We start from the raw sequence: 16,068 nt of genomic DNA, 5'->3' as shown, positions 1-16,068 counted from the left end.
CCCCCGGAGCGCACGCCCGCGCTGGTGCTGCTCGCCGCCGTGCTCGTCGCGGCGGCCGTGGGCAGCGTGGGCGCGGTCCTCGTGCCCCGGCCGCCCGGCGCGGCCCCGCCGGACTGGGCGGTGGCCTTCTGCGACGTCGGCCAGGGGGACATGGCGGTGTTCCGCTCCGGGCCGCGGGCCGGCGTCGTGGTGGACGGGTCCATTGTGCACCCGGTGCCGGACACGACAGGCGCGTCCCCTCCTCGCCCCAGGTCAGGGCTTCGCGCTCCCGCCGAGATCGCCTTCGTGCGGGAAACGGGAGGCTCTCGTCTCCCCCTCGACAGCGGGAGGCTCCCGTTTCCCGCACGAAAGCGGTGGCCGGTGAGCGGCGGGGCGGCGGCGCGTGACGCCGCCCGGCCCATGGGAGTACAGTGCAGGATACCCCCGAGGGGTATATAGCCGCTCGTGGCGTCACCCGCGACCGGCACACCGAGCACACCGAGCACAAGGAGAGTCCCATGAAGACCCGTCGTCTCACCCTGGCCGCCGTCGGCATCCTCGCCTCCGCCGGCCTCATCACCGGCTGCTCCACCGCGGACGACGCCGGCCCGTCCGCCTCGCCCTCGTCCGGCCAGTCCGCGGCGACGTCGTCGTCGCAGCCCGCCTCCGAGTCCGGCAGCGCCTCGGAGTCCGCCTCCGGCGGCGGCCACGGCCACATGGACCACAAGATGGACGGCGGCCCGGCGCCCGAGGGCATCGCCGAGGCCGCGTCCCCCGCCTACCCCGTGGGCAGCGAGGTCACCCTGACCGCGGACCACATGCCCGGGATGGACGGGGCCACGGCCACGATCACCGGCGCCTTCGACACCACCACCTACTCCGTCGACTACACCCCCACCACCGGCGGGGAGGCCGTGAAGGACCACAAGTGGGTCGTGCACGAGGAGCTGCAGGACGCCGGCGACACCCCGCTCCAGGTGGGCGACACCGCCGTCATGGAGGCCGAGCACATGGCCGGCATGAAGGGCGCCGAGGCCACCGTCGCCTCCGTCACGGACGAGACCGTCTACATGGTCGACTACACCGCGGACGGCATGACCATGACGAACCACAAGTGGGTCGTCGAGAGCGAGATCCAGCCGAAGGGCTGACCCGCGCCCCGAGATCACTTTCGTGCGGGAAACGGGAGGCTCCCGTTTCCCGCACGAAAACGGGGTGGGTGGGTCGGGAGGGGCCGCAAGGCTCCCGTTTCCCGCACGAAAGCACCCGGGGAGGCTCCCGTTTCCCGCACGAAAGCGTGGGGTCAGGCGTCGCGCTCGAGGCGGTCGGCGTTGGCGTGGATCGCGTCCCGCAGGTAGGCGGCGAGGCCGGGCTCGACGTCGTCGTAGGTCTTGGCGAACCGCGGGTCCGCCACGTACATGTCCCCCAGGTCGCGGTGCATCGCCGGGCTCGCCTCGAAGAACCAGCGGCCCATCACGGCGCGGGCCGCCTCGGCGGCGTCCATCGCGGCCTCCGACGACGGCGGCTCGCCCGCCCGCATCGCCGCGGCGAGCAGCCGGTTCGCCTCGTCCTGCTCCGCCTTGATCCGCTCCCAGTCCGCCTTCGTGTGGCGCTTCGTCCGACGCGCGGACTCGGCCCACGCGTCGGTGGCGCCCCAGCGCCGCTCGGCCTCGGCCTGGTAGCCGTCGAACTCCTCCGCGTACTCGTCCCCGAACAGCTCGCGCAGCTCGGCGTCGGTCAGGTCGAGGTCCGGGCGGGCGCCGGGCCGGCGGGTGGTCTCGTGGTCCTCCATGGTGTCCTCTTCTCTCTCGTCCTGATGCTCGTCCTGGTGCTCGTCCTCGTGCTCCGCGAGCGCGGCGTCCAGCGCGCGCCCGAGGCGGGTCAACTCGTCGACCCGCGCGGTCACCAGCTCCCGCTGGCGGATCAGCGCGCCCCGGCGGTCCACGCTCGGGGCGGGGATGTCCTCCAGCCCGAAACCGAGGCGCCTGTAGGCGACGACCTCCTGCAGCCGGGCGACGTCGTCGGGCCCGTAGAGCCGGTAGCCCGCTGCGCTGCGGGCGGCCGGGCGGACCAGGCCGATCGCGTCGTAGTGGTGCAGGGTGCGCACCGTGACGCCCGTGAGCGCCGCGACCTCGCCGACCGTCATCGTCTCCTTCATGCACACCAGTGGACCCCCTGACGCCGCGTGAGGGTCAAGTCCGCCGCGCCCGCCCGCGCCCGCGCCGCACCCGTCCCCTCCGCCGCGCGGGCCTGCCATCATGGGCCCATGACCGAGCAGCGCCGCCACGAGGTGACCCTCCGCTTCCTCGCCGCCCCCACGGACCAGGGCCACACCGGCACCGTGGACGCCGGCCGCGTCCTCGAGTGGGTGGACAAGGCGGCCTTCGCCGCGGCCACCGCGTGGGCGGGCAGCTACTGCGTCACCGCGTACGTGGGCAACATCCACTTCCGCCAGCCCGTGCTCGTGGGGCAGATGGTGGAGGTCACCGGCACGGTGCTGCACACCGGCCGCAGCTCCATGCACATCAACACGGTGGTCAGCGCGGGCGACCCCAAGACCGGCGAGCTCACCGAGGCCGCCCGCTGCCTCGTGATCTTCGTGGCGGTGGAGGAGGGCAAGCCGGTGCCGGTGCCGGAGTTCGTGCCGCGCACGCTGGAGCAGGAGCTGGCGGCGGAGTACGCGGTCTCGCGGATCGCGGTGCGGGACGAGATCCAGGCCGCCATGGAGGGCCAGCGCTACACGGACGCCGGCACCGCGGACCGCACGGTGCTGCGCTTCCTGGCCGCCCCCACGGACGTGAACTGGGGCGGGAAGGTGCACGGCGGGATCGTGATGGAGTGGATCGACACGGCCGCCTACCTGTGCTCCACCCGCTGGGCGGGCCGGGAGACGGTGGCCGTGTTCTCCGGCGGGGTGCGCTTCTACCGGCCGCTGCACATCGGCGACCTCGTGGAGGTCGAGGCCCGGCTGATCTACACGGGCGAGAAGGGCATGCACGTGGCGGTCCACGTGCGCTCGGGCGATCCCAAGACCGTGCAGCTCGAGCTGACCACGTACTGCCTCACGGTGATGGTGGCCCGGGACGACGACGGCGACGCGGTCCCGGTGCCCGCCTGGGAGCCCGTCTCCCAGGAGGACAAGGCCCTGTGGCAGCACGCCCGCGACCTGCTGGAGATCCGCGGGCGCGCCCCGGGCAACCGGCTGCCGAACCACCTGCTGGCCGAGCGCGGCGAAGACTGAGGCGGGCCGCCGCGGCGGGCCCGCGGCGGCTCAGCGGTTGAACAGGCGCGCGAGGAAGCCCTGGGGCTTCTGGGCACGGGCGGCGTCGACCTCGGCGTCCGAATGGCGCCCGTCGCACCACTGCCCGGCGGGGACGGTGGCCTTCACGGAGGCGACGTGCTGGCCGCAGCCGGCCCAGGTGGTCTTGCCGCAGACGTCACAGGTGGCAGGACGGCACATGATGGTGGTTCCTCTCTTCAGGGGTGGCCGCGCCGGTCGGCGCGGGCCGGGGTAGTGGTCGGGGCGAGGCGCCCGGCGCGACCGCGCCGGGTGCCTCGCCCCGAGCCGGTCAGGCCAGGGACAGGAAGAGCTTCTCCAGCTCCTCCACGGTGAGGCCCTCGTCCTCGCGGGCCCGCTCCGGGTCCGCCACGCAGTTCTTCATGGCGGAGGAGACGATCGCGAAGCCCGCCCGGTCCAGGGCGGTGGAGACGGCGGAGAGCTGCGTGACGACGTCGCGGCAGCTGCCCTCTCCCTCCACCTCGCGGATCACGGCGTCGAGCTGGCCGCGGGCACGCTTGAGGCGGTTGAGGATCTTGCGCTGGGTCTCGGGGTCGGCGCTGCGCATGGCGTGTCCTTTCGGCGGAGGGGCGGGGACGGCGGTCGAGGAACCGGGAGGCCAGGATACCCCCGGGGGTGTCACCGGATCGGTGGACGGGTCATCCGGGGACACGGCCGCTCAGGCCAGCAGCCCCACGAGCTCGGTGACGAGCATGACCACGCCCATCGCCAGCACGAACCAGCCGAAGCCCTTCTTCAGGGCCTTGTCCGGCACGCGGTTGACCAGGGCGGCCCCGATCAGCGCGCCGAGCACGGCCACGCCGGTCACCGCGAGCAGGAACGGCCAGTCCAGGGTTACCGAGGTGAGGTAGCCGCCGAGGCCGGCGAAGGACTTCAGCGCGATCACCAGCAGGGACGTGCCCACGGCCGCGGACATCGGCAGCCCCGCGAGCAGCACGAGGGCCGGCACCACGAGGAAGCCGCCGCCCGCGCCGACGATCCCGGTCACGAAGCCCACCACGACGCCGTCGAGCACGATCCTGCCCAGGGCCCGGCCCGGAGCGTGGCCGCCCTCGGCGGGCGCCGCCGTCGGGCGCTTCGGCCGGATCATGGCCCACGCGGTGACCAGCATCATCACGGCGAACGCGATGAGCAGCACCGTGCCCGGCAGGAACCCGCCGACCACGCCGCCCAGGGCCGCGCCCACCATGCCGGCCAGGCCGAACACCAGGCCCGTCCGCCAGCGCACGTTGCCGGCCCGCGCGTGCAGGCCCACGGACACCAGCGAGGTCACGCCGACGACGAACAGCGAGCCGGCGATCGCCTCCTTCGGGTCCAGGCCGGCCACGTAGGTCAGCAGCGGCACCATGAGGATGGACCCGCCGCCGCCCATGAGGCCCAGGAGCAGGCCCACGGCGACGGCCAGGACCACGGCGAGCCAGGCCACGGGTCAGGCCTTCCGCGCCGCGCCCGCGGGCAGCGCGCCCAGGACCTCGGAGGCCGGGCGCTCCCGGTCCTGGCGGTTCCAGGGCATGCGGTCCAGGACCGAGACCATGGCGCACGTGTTGGACAGGGCCGAGTACACGAGGCCGCCGCCCACGCCGCCGGCCAGCAGCGCGAGGCGCTTGGAGCCGATCTGGGAGGCGATCACGCCGGCGAGCACCAGGGAGCCGGCGGTCATGCGGACCTGCCGCTCCATGCCCCAGCCGGTGCCGCGGCGGACCACGTCGCCGCCGGCCTGTGCGTAGGAGCCGATGCCGCCGGAGAGCACGGCCGCCTCGGTGAACCCGGCGCCGGTCAGCCGCTGCTGGGCGTCCGAGGCGCGGACACCGGAGGCGCACACGAGCACCACGTCGCCGTGGAGGCGCTCGGCCACGTCCCGGACGTGCTCCTTGAGGGTGTCCAGCGGGACGTTGTACGAACCGGCGATGTGCTCCACCGCGAACTCGGCGGGAGTGCGGACGTCGATCACGAAGGCCGTGCCGGCCTCGGTGCGCTCGAGCAGCTCCTCGGGGCTGACGGGGGTCAGGGTCATGGCGGTCATGCGTTCTCCTTCAGGAAAGGCGGTTCAGGGGAAGAGGGGGCCCCACGGCGGCGCGGACGGGGATGGGTGCACACGCGCCGCCGCCGGGGGTCGGGGGGAGGTCAGGCGCGGGTGCGGCCGAGCCAGCCGAGGTACGAGCCCTCGAGCTCGACGACGTCGAAGCCGGCGCGGCGCAGGGACTGCGCGGCCACGACGTTGCGCAGGCCGGACTGGCAGAAGGTCACGAGGGTCGCGTCCTTCGGCAGCTCGCCCTGGTGGAAGAGCACCTTGCCGGAGTTGAGCTGCGCGGCCTCGGCGCCGCCGGAGGCGGGCACGGTGCCCTCGGCGTGCTCGGTGCGGTTGCGCACGTCCAGCAGGGCCAGGCCGCCTTCGCCGGGGGCCGCGTCGGCGGTCGCCGGGACCACGTCGCCGGCGTCGATGCGCCGCTGCAGCTCCTCGGGGGAGATCACGGCGGCGGGCTGCAGCTCGAACCCGTCCAGGGAGGTGACGAACGCGTCCGCGGCATCCACGCCCACGCGGATCATGTGGGAGCGGATGGCCTCGGCGTCGCCTTGGTCGTCGGCCAGGAGGATGATCGCGGCGTCGTCCTGCTCCGGGTCGTAGGCCCAGCCGATGTGAGTGGCGGCCTTGTCCTTGGCGGGCAGGGCCAGGGCGCCCGGCACGGTGCCGGCGTGGATCTCGTCCATGGAGCGGGTGTCCGCAAGGACGTCGCCGGCGGCGACGCGGGCTACGGCCTGCTCGCCCGTCAGCTCGGCCAGTGGGGTGAGCTCGCCGAGGACGGCGGGGCCCAGCTTGTTCTGCTTCTTCATCCGCGCGAAGTAGGCGTGGGCGTCCGGCTGGCCGTCGAGCAGCTCGTCCACGAAGCCCTGCTCGTCGTCGTTCGCCACGTACTCGGCCCACCAGGCGTAGGTGCGCTCGTAGCCGACGGTGGTGGAGGGCAGGGCGCCGAGGGCCTTGCCGCAGGCGGAGCCGGAGCCGTGGCCCGGGAAGACCTGGACGTGGTCCGGCAGGCCCACGAACTTCTCCTTGAGCGAGCGGAAGAGCTGCTTGGCGCCGGCGAAGCGGGTGTCCTGGAAGCCGGCGGCCTCGTCCAGCAGGTCGGGGCGGCCGAGGTCGCCGGAGAACACGAAGTCGCCGGTGAGGTAGTAGCCGGGGGCCTGCGCGAACGCGCCGTCGGTGATCAGGTAGCTCAGGTGCTCCGGGGTGTGGCCCGGGGTGTGCTGGGCGGTCACGGTGATGTTGCCGAGGGTGATCACGTCACCGTCGTGCAGCAGGTTGCCCTCGAAACCGTAGGTCCAGTCCTCGCCGCCCTCGCCGGAGACGTGGATCTGCGCGCCGGTGCGGGCCGCGAGCTCGCGGGTGCCGGAGAGGAAGTCGGCGTGGATGTGGGTCTCGGTGACGTGGGTGATCGTCATGCCGTGGTGGGCGGCGAGGTCCAGGTACTCCTGGACGTCGCGGCGGGGGTCCACCACGATCGCCTCGTTCTTCGCCTGGCAGCCGATGAAGTAGCTCGCCTGGGCCAGGTCCTCGTCGTAGATGCGCTCGAGCAGCATGGGGTCCTCCTGGGTGATGCGGTGGGCCGGGGGCGGGGGCCGAAGGGCTCTTTCTGATACCCCCTGGGGTATGTCGGAGCGAGCGTAGAACATACCCCCTGGGGTATGCAACTCCGAGGGCGGGGTGGACCAGGGGACCGGCCTGGGGCCGGGATTCAGGGACGCGTCAGGAACGCGTCAGAGCAGCGGGCGCAGCGGCACGAGCAGCCGCTCCACCATGCGGGCCACGCCGTGGCGGTCCTGCCAGCGCGGGGACTCCACGCGCTCGGACTGCTCCGCGTCGATCGCGAAGATCTCCTCCATGCGGGCCGCGAAGTCGCGGTCCACCACCACCACGTTGGACTCGTAGTTGAAGCCCAGGGAGAGGCGGTCGATGTTCGCCGTGCCCACGGTGGACCAGATGCCGTCCACCGTTGCCGTCTTCGCGTGGATCATGCTCGCCTCGTAGAGCAGGATCGTGATGCCCGCCTCGAGCATCTCCGCGTAGAACCCGCGCGAGGCCCAGTCCGCCACGATGTGGTTGGAGTCGCGCGGCACCATCACCTGCACGTCCACGCCGCGCCGCGCCGCGTGCAGCAGCGCCTGGAGGACCTGCTGGTCCGGGATGAAGTACGGCGTGTTGATGAGGATCCGGTGCTGGGCCCGCTGGATGGCCTCGAGGTAGGTGAGGCGGATCGGGTAGACGAGCAGCGGCGGCTGGTTGGCGGAGACGGTGACCCGCGGGTCCCAGGACTCCGGCGGACGCCAGCTCATCTGCTCGCCCTCGCGGTGGTGGGCGTTCCACTTGATGGAGATGGACTGGTCCAGCGCCCACACGGCCGGGCCGCGCTCGCACACATGGGTGTCGCGCCAGAACGTGGCGTAGTCGTCGCCGATGTTGAAGCCGCCCACGAAGCCGATCTCGTCGTCGACCACCATGATCTTCGAGTGGTTGAACCCGGTGTTCCGCACCGGACCCCGCCAGAACGGCCGGGCGAAGGCGGGCAGCCGGAAGACGCGGATGCGGGGGTCCAGCTGCCGGTAGAACGCCCGCGGCACCACGAGGTTGCCGAAGCCGTCGTAGGAGACGTAGACCTCCACGCCGCGGGCGGCCGCCCGGTTGAAGGCCTCGATGAAGCGCTGGCCGGTGGGGTCGGCCTTCCAGATGTACGTCTCGAACTTCACGATCCGCTCGGCGGAGTCGATCGCGGCGAGCATCTCCTCGTAGAGGTCCTCGCCGGACGTGAAGATCCGCAGGTGGGAGTCCTTCACCGGGGCGTCGAACACGCCCGGGTTGTGCGCCGGACGGCGACGGCGGCCCCGGCGCTTGACCATGTCCACCCCGGTGAGGCCCGCGGCCACGGCCATGGGCACGCCCACCAGGCCCGTGCCGGCGGCCAGGGCGGCGCCGCGGACGATGCGGCGGACCGGGATGTGATGCAGCGGCGACGCGGGGAGGGGGCTCATCGGCCCAGTCTACGGAGGGACCGCCGCGGCGTTAGCGGGACTCGGGCGAGCGCCGCGTCTCGGTCCAGGCGGCGCCCACCTCGGAGCGCAGGCGCACGAGCTGCACGGCCGCCTCCTGGAGGCTGCGGGCGCCCTCGCTCTCCGGGACGTACTGCCGCACGGGCTGGGCCTTGTCCTCGGCGGAGACGTCCACCATGACGGCGATCGAGTGCGCCACCAGGCGCGGCTGCACGCCGGTGGGGCGGCCGGCGTAGACGCGCAGCGCCACCTGCATGGAGCGCTCGGTGGTGTTCACCAGGAGGGCGTCCACCCGGACGAGGTCGCCCACGAGGATGTTCCGCACGAACCGCACGCCGCCGCCGAACACGGCCACCACGGACTCGTGCCCGGTCCACCGGGCGGCGCACACGGCGGCCGCCTCGTCCAGCCAGCGCAGGATGGCGCCGGCGTTCATGGTGCCGCCCACCGTGGCCTCGGAGGCCGGGGCCAGGAACGCGAGCGTGCTCATCTCCTCGGGGGCCTGCCCCGGGGACGGGAACGGCAGGCGGGCCATGCCCCGCTCCACGGCGCGGCGGGCCACGGTGGAGCGGCTGGCCTGCTCGTCGCGCTCGATCTGCCCGGGGGTGGAGGGCACCCAGGCCGGCACGGTGACGCGAGCCCCGTCCTCCTCGGCGGAGTAGACCACCAGGGAGGAGGTGGCGACCACGGGGTCGCCGGACTCGTCCTTCACCTCGGGCAGCAGCAGCCGGGTCTGGACGTGCACGTCCGCGCCGTCCGTGTGCACCACGCGCGCCTGGACCACGGCGCGGTGGTCCACCGGCACGGAGTGGCGGAACTGGGTGTGGCCCATGTATCGGGCACGGACGAACGTCCCGGCCCAGCTCGCGGCGACGGCGTAGCCCGCCTTCTCGATCCACGAGATGACGGTGCCGGCGTCCACGAGCCCGCCGGGATGGTCGAAGCTGTCCGCCCGGAATTCGAGGGCGAGGGCTCCGGCGGGTTTCATGCCAGCGAACGTACCACTCGGGGGGCCGCGATGTGCCGTCCATCACGCCCTGCTCACCGCACTTCCGGGAACCTCCCAGGACCGCCGGGCGCCGCGCCGGCGTCCGGGTCAGAATGGACCCATGACCGCCTTCGACCGACTCCCCCTGCCCGCGGAGCCCCAGACCCCGCACGACCGCCTGCGCCGCCGGGTGGCCGCGGCCGTCGCCGAGCGCGGGGAGGCCGCCGTCGCGGGCCTCGCGGTCCGCCTCCTCACCGGGTCCGTCACCCCCGCGGACGTGACCTCGGGCGCGGCCCGCGCCCTCACCGGCGACGACGGCGACCTCACCGCCGGCGCCACCGGCGCCCTGGCGCTGGGCCACGCCTGGCACCGCAGCGCGCTGCCCGCGCTGACCGCGGCCCTGTCCGCCCCGGAGCCGGACGTCCGCTCGGCCGCGCACCTCGTGCTGGCCGCCCGCGCCGGCTCCCTGCGCGCCGACGTCGCCGTGGACCGCGCCCTCGTGGACGCCGTGCGCACCGGCTGCGCGGACCCGGACCCGCAGGTCCGCGCGTCGGCGGCCTCCGCGCTCGGCGCCCTGGCCGGGCCGCAGGACCTCGAGGCCGCGCTGCCCGTGCTCACGGGGATGGTGATGGACGTGGACGCGGACCTGGCCACCGCCGCCGAGCTGGCCCTGGACCACCTGGCCGAGCGCCTCGACCGCCCCGACCTGCGCGTCGGCGCCGAAGGCTGAGGCGCCGCCCGTGCAGTGTCACCACTACGACGCCGGCCGGTGCCGGTCCTGCGCCCTCATGGGGGTGCCCTACGGCGTGCAGCTGACGGACAAGGACGCCGCCGTGCGCGCCCGCCTGGACGCCGCCGTGCCCGCCGAGGCCTGGCTGCCCCCGCAAGCCTCCGCCGAGTCCGGGTTCCGGAACAAGGCCAAGCTCGTGGCCACCGGCACCGCGGCCGCGCCCCGGCTGGGCATCCTGGACCCGGAGCAGCACCCGCGCCACCACGACGGCACCGGCCACGACCTGCGCGACTGCGGCCTCTACGAGGACGGCATGGAGGCCGCCTTCCACGCGATCGCGGAGACGATCACGGCCGCCGGCCTCGAGCCCTACGACGTCGCGGCGCGCACCGGCGAGCTGAAGTCCGTGATCGTCACCCTCTCCCCCGACCGCGAGCTCATGGTGCGCTTCGTCCTGCGCTCCGCCGCCCGCCTCGACGCGCTGCGCGCCGCCGTCCCCGGCCTGCGGTCCGCGCTGGCCGGGCTGGGCACGCCGGCCGCCGTCGTCACCGCCAACCTGCACCCCGAGCACGTGGCCCTGCCCGAGGGCCCGGACGAGGTGCACCTGGCCGGGGACCCCACCCTGCGCATGGAGCTCAACGGGATCGGCCTGCGACTGCGCCCCCAGGGCTTCTTCCAGACCAACACGGACGTCACGCGGCGGCTCTACGCCACCGCCGCCGCCTGGCTCGCCGAGGCCGCCGCGGCCGACGGCACCCCCGTGCACAGCGCGTGGGACCTCTACTGCGGGGTCGGCGGGTTCGCGTTCCACCTCGCCCGGCCCGTGGCCGAGGGCGGCGCCGGCGTGGCCGAGGTGTGGGGTTTGGAGACGAGCGAGGACGCCGTGGCCGCCGCCCGGGACACCGCCGCGGAGCTGGGCCTGGCCGGGGCCGTCCGCTTCACGGCCGGCGACGCCACCCGGGCGCTGTCGCCCGGGAGACGCGAGCCCTCGGAGGCGCTTTCGTCCGGGAAACGGGAGGCTTCGGATGCGCTGTCGTCCGGGAGACGGGAGCCTTCCGACGCCGGCGCCCACCCCGACGACGACGCCGCGCCCGCCGCCATGCCGGACGCCGTCGTCGTGAACCCGCCGCGGCGCGGGATCGGCCCGGAGCTGGCTGCCCGGCTGCAGGACTCGGGCGTGCCCCACGTCCTCTACTCCAGCTGCAACGCCGCCTCCCTCGCGAAGGACCTCGCCGCGATGCCCGCCTACCGCGCGCGCCGGGCGCAGGTGTTCGACATGTTCCCCCAGACCGGCCACGCCGAGACCCTCGTGCTGCTCTCGCGCGCCTGACCCGCCGCTGACCTGGGCGGTCGCGGGAGCCAGGCCGGGGACGCGGCGCCGGGGCCCGCGCCGGCCCCGCTCCCCGACCCCGCCGCGGGCCCCGCGGACCGTGAGCGGACTCACCGGAATCCGGCGGATCGGGGCGCGCCACGGCGGCGGGGTGCCCTCTAGGCTGGTCCGCAGTCCCCGACGAGGGCCGAGTCCCGCCCTCCCACCGACCACGCGCAAAGGCCGTCCGCCCATGTCCCAGACGCTCACCCCCGCCCCCTCGCAGGACCTGAACGCCCGCCGCCACCGCCTGCGCCGCTACCGCGCGGTGATCTTCGACATGGACGGCGTGGTCACGGACACCGCCGGCGTCCACGCCCAGGCGTGGAAGGAGCTCTTCGACGAGGCCCTGCCCGCCGTGGGCGCGCTGCCCGCCAACGCGGCCGCCGTCGCCGCCGACCCCGAGGCACTGCGCCCCTTCGACGCCGCCGCGGACTACCTGCACCACGTGGACGGGCGCCCCCGCGAGGACGGCGTGCGCACCTTCTTCCACTCCCGCGGCCTGCGCGTGCCCGAGGCCGACTCCCCCGAGGCCGCCACCACCCCGCAGCTCACCGTCCTCGCCCTCGCCGAGCGCAAGCAGGGCTACTTCGAGCAGGTCCTCGCCCGCGATGGCGTCCGCGTGTTCCCCGAGGCCCAGGACCTGCTGGAGAAGCTGCGCGCCAAGGGCGTGCCCGTGGCCCTCGTGACCAGCTCCAAGAACTCCCGCGCCGTGCTCGGCGCCGGCGGCGTGCTGGACTTCTTCCCCGTGATCGTGGACGGCCACACCGCGATCGAGCGCGGCCTGCCCGGCAAGCCCGACCCCGCGATGTTCTGGGAGGCCGCCCGCGAGCTGGGCGTCGACGTCGCCGACGCGATGGTCCTCGAGGACGCCGTCTCCGGCGTCAAGGCCGCCGCCGACGGCCGCTTCGGCCTCGTCATCGGCGTGGACCGCGAGCCCGACCTCGGCAAGGGCCGCCTCAAGGACGCCGGCGCCCACCTCGTTGTCCAGGACTACGGGACCCTCTGCCTCGAGGAGCGCACCACGACCCCGTTCGACCCCGCCTGGGTGCTGCGCTGGGACGAGTTCGACCCGGCCTCCGAGGGCACTCGCGAGGTGCTGTGCACCCTCGCCAACGGCTACTGGGGCACCCGCGGCGCCGTCCCCGGCACCCGCATCTCCGACGTCCACTACCCCGGCACCTACATGGCCGGCGTGTTCAACCGCCTCACCTCCATGGTCCAGGGCCGGGCCGTGGACACCGAGCACATGGTGAACATCCAGGACTGGACCCCGCTCGTGGTCACCCCCCGCGGCGGGCGCCCCTTGCTGCCCGGCGAGGAGACCCTCGTGGACTTCAGCCAGGAGATGGACCTGCGCCGCGGCGTCCTCTCCCGGACCATGGCCTTCGAGGACGAGCAGGGCCGCCGCACCAGCCTGCACACCCGCCAGTTCACCTCCCTGGCCCACCGCCACCTCGCCGCGATCGAGCTGACCGTCGTCGCCGAGAACTGGACCGGCGAGCTCACCGTGCGCTCCACCATCGAGGGCCGCGTGGCCAACCTCAACGTCTCCGACGACCGCACCCTCGCCAACCAGCACCTCGAGCCCTCCCAGGCCCGCGAGATCGACGGCGAGACGGTCCTCCTCGAGACCACCACCAGCCAGTCCCGCATCGACATCGCGGTCGCCACCCGCACCCGCCAGATGGCCCCCGTCGGCCACCACGAGCCCATCCGCCGCCCCGTGGACGGCTCCGACCTGCGCGTCGGCCAGGACATCCGCCTCCACGTGGAGGAGGGCGTGCCCCTGGTGATCGAGAAGATCGCCGCCGTCGCCACCAGCCACGACCACGCCCAAGCCTCCGTGTGGGAGTCCGCCGTCAAGGACGTGCAGCGGGCCAACAACTTCCGCAGCCTGCTCACCCTCCACGAGCAGCGCTGGGGCACCAACTGGGACCGCTTCTCGGTGCGCATCGACCTCGCCGAGCCCTACCGGCACCAGCGCCGCTCCGCGGCCGCCGCGGAGGGCGCCGAGTACGCGCCGCCCGTCGTCGACGCCGGCCGCTCCGCCTCTGTGGGCTCCGCCGTGCCCATGGGCAAGGACGGCGCCTCCCTGCGCCAGCAGCTCGCCCTGAACCTGCACACCTTCCACGTGCTGCAGACCGCCTACGGGCGCCGCCGCGACCTGGACGCCTCCGTGGGCGCGCGCGGCCTGCACGGCGAGGGCTACCGCGGGCACATCTTCTGGGACGAGATCTACGTCTACCCGATGCTCACCCTGCGCCGCCCCGAGATCACCCGCGGCATCCTGATGTACCGCTACCGCCGCCTCAACGAGGCCCGCGCCAACGCGCAGGCCGAGGGCTGGGCCGGCGCCATGTACCCGTGGCAGTCCGGCGCGGACGGCTCCGAGGAGACCCCCACCGAGCTGTGGAACCCGCGCTCGCGCATGTGGATGCCGGACAACTCCCACAACCAGCGGCACGTCTCCCTGGACATCGCCTACTCGGTGCTGCGCTACATCGAGATCACCAAGGACACGTCCTTCATCTCGGACTACGGCGCCGAGATGCTCGTGGAGGTCTCCCGGTTCTTCATGTCCATGACCCTGCACAACGCGTACACGGACCGCTACGAGATCCACGGCGTCATGGGCCCGGACGAGTTCCACGACGGCTACCCGGAGACCCCCGGCTCGGGCCTGCGCAACAACGCGTACACCAACGTGCTGACCTCCTGGGTGCTCTCCGAGACCGCCCGGCTGGTGCGCTGGCTGGACACCCTCGACGACGGCCTGCCCGAGATCATGGAGATCACCGAGGAGGAGATCGAGCGCTGGGAGGACGTCAGCGCCCGCCTCACCGTGCCGTTCTTCGAGGACGGCGAGGAGGCCGGCATCCTCGCGCAGTTCGAGGGCTACCAGGACCTCAAGGAGTTCGACTGGGAGGCCTACCGGGCCAAGTACGGCAACATCGGCCGCATGGACCTGATCCTGCAGGCCGAGGGCGACGCCACCAACCGGTACAAGCTCTCCAAGCAGGCGGACACCCTCATGCTCGGCTACCTGTTCTCCGCCGAGGAGCTGGACGGGATCCTGCGCCGCATGGGCTACGAGCTGCCGCAGGAGGCGTTCGAGCGCATGGTGACGTACTACGAGGCCCGCTCCACGCACGGCTCCACGCTCTCCCGCCTGGTGCACGCCTGGGTGGCGGCCCGCACCGATCCGGACCGCTCGTGGGACCTGTTCACGGAGGCGCTCGAGTCGGACCTCTCCGACACCCAGGGCGGCACCACCCCCGAGGGCATCCACCTGGGCCTGATGGCCGGCACCGTGGACACCGTGATCCGCTGCTACGCGGGCCTGGAGACGCGCGAGGACGTGGTGCGCGTGGACCCGCGCATGCCCTCCCAGCTGCCCGGCGCCAGCTTCACCATCCGGTTCCGCCAGCAGCCGGTGCAGATCCACATGCGCCGCTCGGAGGTCACGGTCCGCGCCGGCAGCGGCATGTGGCACGACGTGCCGATGATCATCGCCGGCCAGGAGCACACCCTGTCCCCGGGCGCCGAGATCACGGTCCCGCTGGGCTGAGCTGGGGAGCCTGAGCCGGAGCCGGGTCCCAGCCGGAAACACTTTCGCTCGGGAAATCGTCGCTACCATCCCGAAATCCTGGGATGGTAGCGACGATTTCCCGAGCGAAAGCGCGTCTGGGGGGGGTATGAGCGCGTCTGGGGGGGGGTGGGGCTGTCAGGCGGAGCGCGGGTACAGCAGCATCCGAAGCACCGGGTAGGCCACGACCAGCGCGCCCAGGGTGATGCCCAGGCGGGGCAGGGTGGTCAGCTCGGTGGTCAGCCCGAGCACCACGACGACGGCGGTCGCCAGGGCCATCAGCAGGAACGTGATCGTCCGCTCGGCGCGGCGCACGGCGCGGGACTCGGTGGAGGCGGCGGGGGTGGTCATGGGGGGCTCCTTCGGGAGTCGGTGGCGACGGGCCGGCGGTCCGTCCTGGTGATGGCTCCATCCTTCCGGCGCCCGCCGCCGCGCTGAAGGGACCTGAGGCGGGATCGGGTGCCCCGTGGGTCGGCTCCTCGGCCCGACTTTCGGATGAGGAGCACTGGCGGGTCCGCCAGGCGGGGAGGCCCGTGCGGTCCGCCCCAGGTCGCACCGAGGTTCCGCCCGTCGTCGCCCCCGGAACCATCCTCACGCCCCTGCCCCCGGCCGCCCGGTGGACGCGAGCATCGTCACCATGAACACGCACACCGCCCTCATCCTCCCCTCCCCCGGCCGCACCGAGGCCCCCGCAATCCCCGCGGCTCCCGCGTCCGACGCACCGCCGGCCCCGCCGATGCTCTCGATCCGCCACGTGTCCAAGCACTACGGCGGCGTCCCCGCGGTGCAGGACGTCTCCTTCGACGTCCCCGCCGGCCGCATCACCGGCTTCGTCGGCCCCAACGGCGCGGGCAAGTCCACCGTGCTGCGCATGGCCCTCGGCCTCACCCGCCCGGACGCCGGCGAGGTGACCGTGGACGGCGCGCCGTTCGCCGACGCCGCCGCCCCCGGACGCACCGTGGGCGCCCTGCTGAGCGCGGAGTCCCTGCCGGGGCACATGACCGTCCGCGGCCACCTCGGGTGGGCCGCCGCCACGCAGGGCCTGCCCCGCCGGCGGGTCCGCGAGGTCCTGGAG

Annotated in this window: 15 protein-coding genes and 1 pseudogene; 6 read left to right on the top strand and 10 right to left on the bottom strand. The window is 73.8% G+C overall.

What is annotated here, in order from left to right:
- Positions 1 to 203, bottom strand: a pseudogene (locus NWP10_RS05740) (hypothetical protein); the annotation flags it as partial.
- A gap of 294 nt (positions 204 to 497) precedes the next feature.
- On the opposite strand from NWP10_RS05740, the gene NWP10_RS05735 reads away from it, so the two are divergent.
- The gene (locus NWP10_RS05735; RefSeq protein ID WP_258300183.1) at positions 498 to 1,130 is read left to right on the top strand and encodes a YdhK family protein; all 633 of its coding nucleotides are present in this window, start codon (positions 498 to 500) and stop codon (positions 1,128 to 1,130) included.
- Positions 1,131 to 1,282: 152 nt separating this feature from the next.
- Here the strand turns inward: NWP10_RS05735 and NWP10_RS05730 are convergent, their stop codons facing one another.
- Positions 1,283 to 2,137, bottom strand: coding sequence for a MerR family transcriptional regulator (locus NWP10_RS05730; protein WP_258300182.1), 855 nt, complete (start codon positions 2,135 to 2,137; stop codon positions 1,283 to 1,285).
- A 108-nt stretch (positions 2,138 to 2,245) separates the two neighbouring features.
- Here NWP10_RS05730 and NWP10_RS05725 point away from each other — a divergent pair, with 108 nt between their 5' ends.
- Positions 2,246 to 3,220, top strand: a complete 975-nt coding sequence (locus NWP10_RS05725; RefSeq protein WP_017489353.1) for an acyl-CoA thioesterase — start codon at positions 2,246 to 2,248, stop codon at positions 3,218 to 3,220.
- A gap of 30 nt (positions 3,221 to 3,250) precedes the next feature.
- Here the strand turns inward: NWP10_RS05725 and NWP10_RS05720 are convergent, their stop codons facing one another.
- The 7 genes from NWP10_RS05720 to NWP10_RS05690 form a co-directional block, all read right to left on the bottom strand.
- Positions 3,251 to 3,439, bottom strand: a complete 189-nt coding sequence (locus NWP10_RS05720; RefSeq protein WP_158491725.1) for a hypothetical protein — start codon at positions 3,437 to 3,439, stop codon at positions 3,251 to 3,253.
- Between the two features lie 109 nt (positions 3,440 to 3,548).
- Positions 3,549 to 3,824, bottom strand: a complete 276-nt coding sequence (locus tag NWP10_RS05715; RefSeq protein ID WP_017489354.1) for a metal-sensitive transcriptional regulator — start codon at positions 3,822 to 3,824, stop codon at positions 3,549 to 3,551.
- A 111-nt stretch (positions 3,825 to 3,935) separates the two neighbouring features.
- Positions 3,936 to 4,703, bottom strand: coding sequence for a sulfite exporter TauE/SafE family protein (locus NWP10_RS05710; protein WP_258300181.1), 768 nt, complete (start codon positions 4,701 to 4,703; stop codon positions 3,936 to 3,938).
- Positions 4,704 to 4,706: 3 nt separating this feature from the next.
- On the bottom strand, positions 4,707 to 5,300 hold the full coding sequence (locus tag NWP10_RS05705; RefSeq protein WP_017489356.1) for a rhodanese-like domain-containing protein: 594 nt from the start codon (positions 5,298 to 5,300) through the stop codon (positions 4,707 to 4,709).
- 101 nt (positions 5,301 to 5,401) lie between these two features.
- Positions 5,402 to 6,853: an MBL fold metallo-hydrolase gene (locus NWP10_RS05700; protein WP_258300180.1), complete on the bottom strand. Its 1,452-nt coding sequence runs from the start codon at positions 6,851 to 6,853 to the stop codon at positions 5,402 to 5,404.
- Between the two features lie 177 nt (positions 6,854 to 7,030).
- Positions 7,031 to 8,299: a phosphatidylserine/phosphatidylglycerophosphate/cardiolipin synthase family protein gene (locus NWP10_RS05695; protein ID WP_017488121.1), complete on the bottom strand. Its 1,269-nt coding sequence runs from the start codon at positions 8,297 to 8,299 to the stop codon at positions 7,031 to 7,033.
- Between the two features lie 31 nt (positions 8,300 to 8,330).
- Complete coding sequence (locus NWP10_RS05690; RefSeq protein ID WP_017488122.1) at positions 8,331 to 9,305, bottom strand: acyl-CoA thioesterase; 975 nt, start codon at positions 9,303 to 9,305, stop codon at positions 8,331 to 8,333.
- Positions 9,306 to 9,426: 121 nt separating this feature from the next.
- On the opposite strand from NWP10_RS05690, the gene NWP10_RS05685 reads away from it, so the two are divergent.
- From NWP10_RS05685 to NWP10_RS05675, 3 genes are all read left to right on the top strand, one after another.
- Positions 9,427 to 10,035 carry a HEAT repeat domain-containing protein gene (locus tag NWP10_RS05685; protein ID WP_158491720.1) on the top strand — a complete coding sequence of 203 codons (609 nt, stop codon included), beginning with the start codon at positions 9,427 to 9,429 and terminating at the stop codon, positions 10,033 to 10,035.
- Between the two features lie 10 nt (positions 10,036 to 10,045).
- Positions 10,046 to 11,365, top strand: a complete 1,320-nt coding sequence (locus tag NWP10_RS05680) for a 23S rRNA (uracil(747)-C(5))-methyltransferase (RefSeq protein WP_258300179.1) — start codon at positions 10,046 to 10,048, stop codon at positions 11,363 to 11,365.
- Positions 11,366 to 11,597: 232 nt separating this feature from the next.
- On the top strand, positions 11,598 to 14,975 hold the full coding sequence (locus NWP10_RS05675; protein ID WP_258300178.1) for a beta-phosphoglucomutase family hydrolase: 3,378 nt from the start codon (positions 11,598 to 11,600) through the stop codon (positions 14,973 to 14,975).
- A gap of 156 nt (positions 14,976 to 15,131) precedes the next feature.
- On the opposite strand, the gene NWP10_RS05670 is transcribed toward NWP10_RS05675, so the two are convergent.
- A complete protein-coding gene (locus NWP10_RS05670) occupies positions 15,132 to 15,344 on the bottom strand; it encodes a hypothetical protein (RefSeq protein WP_010079940.1) in 213 nt (70 codons plus the stop codon).
- 286 nt (positions 15,345 to 15,630) lie between these two features.
- Here NWP10_RS05670 and NWP10_RS05665 point away from each other — a divergent pair.
- Positions 15,631 to 16,068, top strand: a 438-nt coding sequence (locus tag NWP10_RS05665; RefSeq protein ID WP_309137702.1) for an ATP-binding cassette domain-containing protein, incomplete at its 3' end; no start/stop codon positions are given.

This window comes from Micrococcus sp. HG099 (genome assembly GCF_024723355.1).
GTDB classification, from domain to species: Bacteria; Actinomycetota; Actinomycetes; order Actinomycetales; family Micrococcaceae; genus Micrococcus; species Micrococcus endophyticus.
The sequence above is the reverse complement of the archived record's forward strand: the minus strand, read 5'-3'. Positions and strand labels throughout refer to the sequence as shown.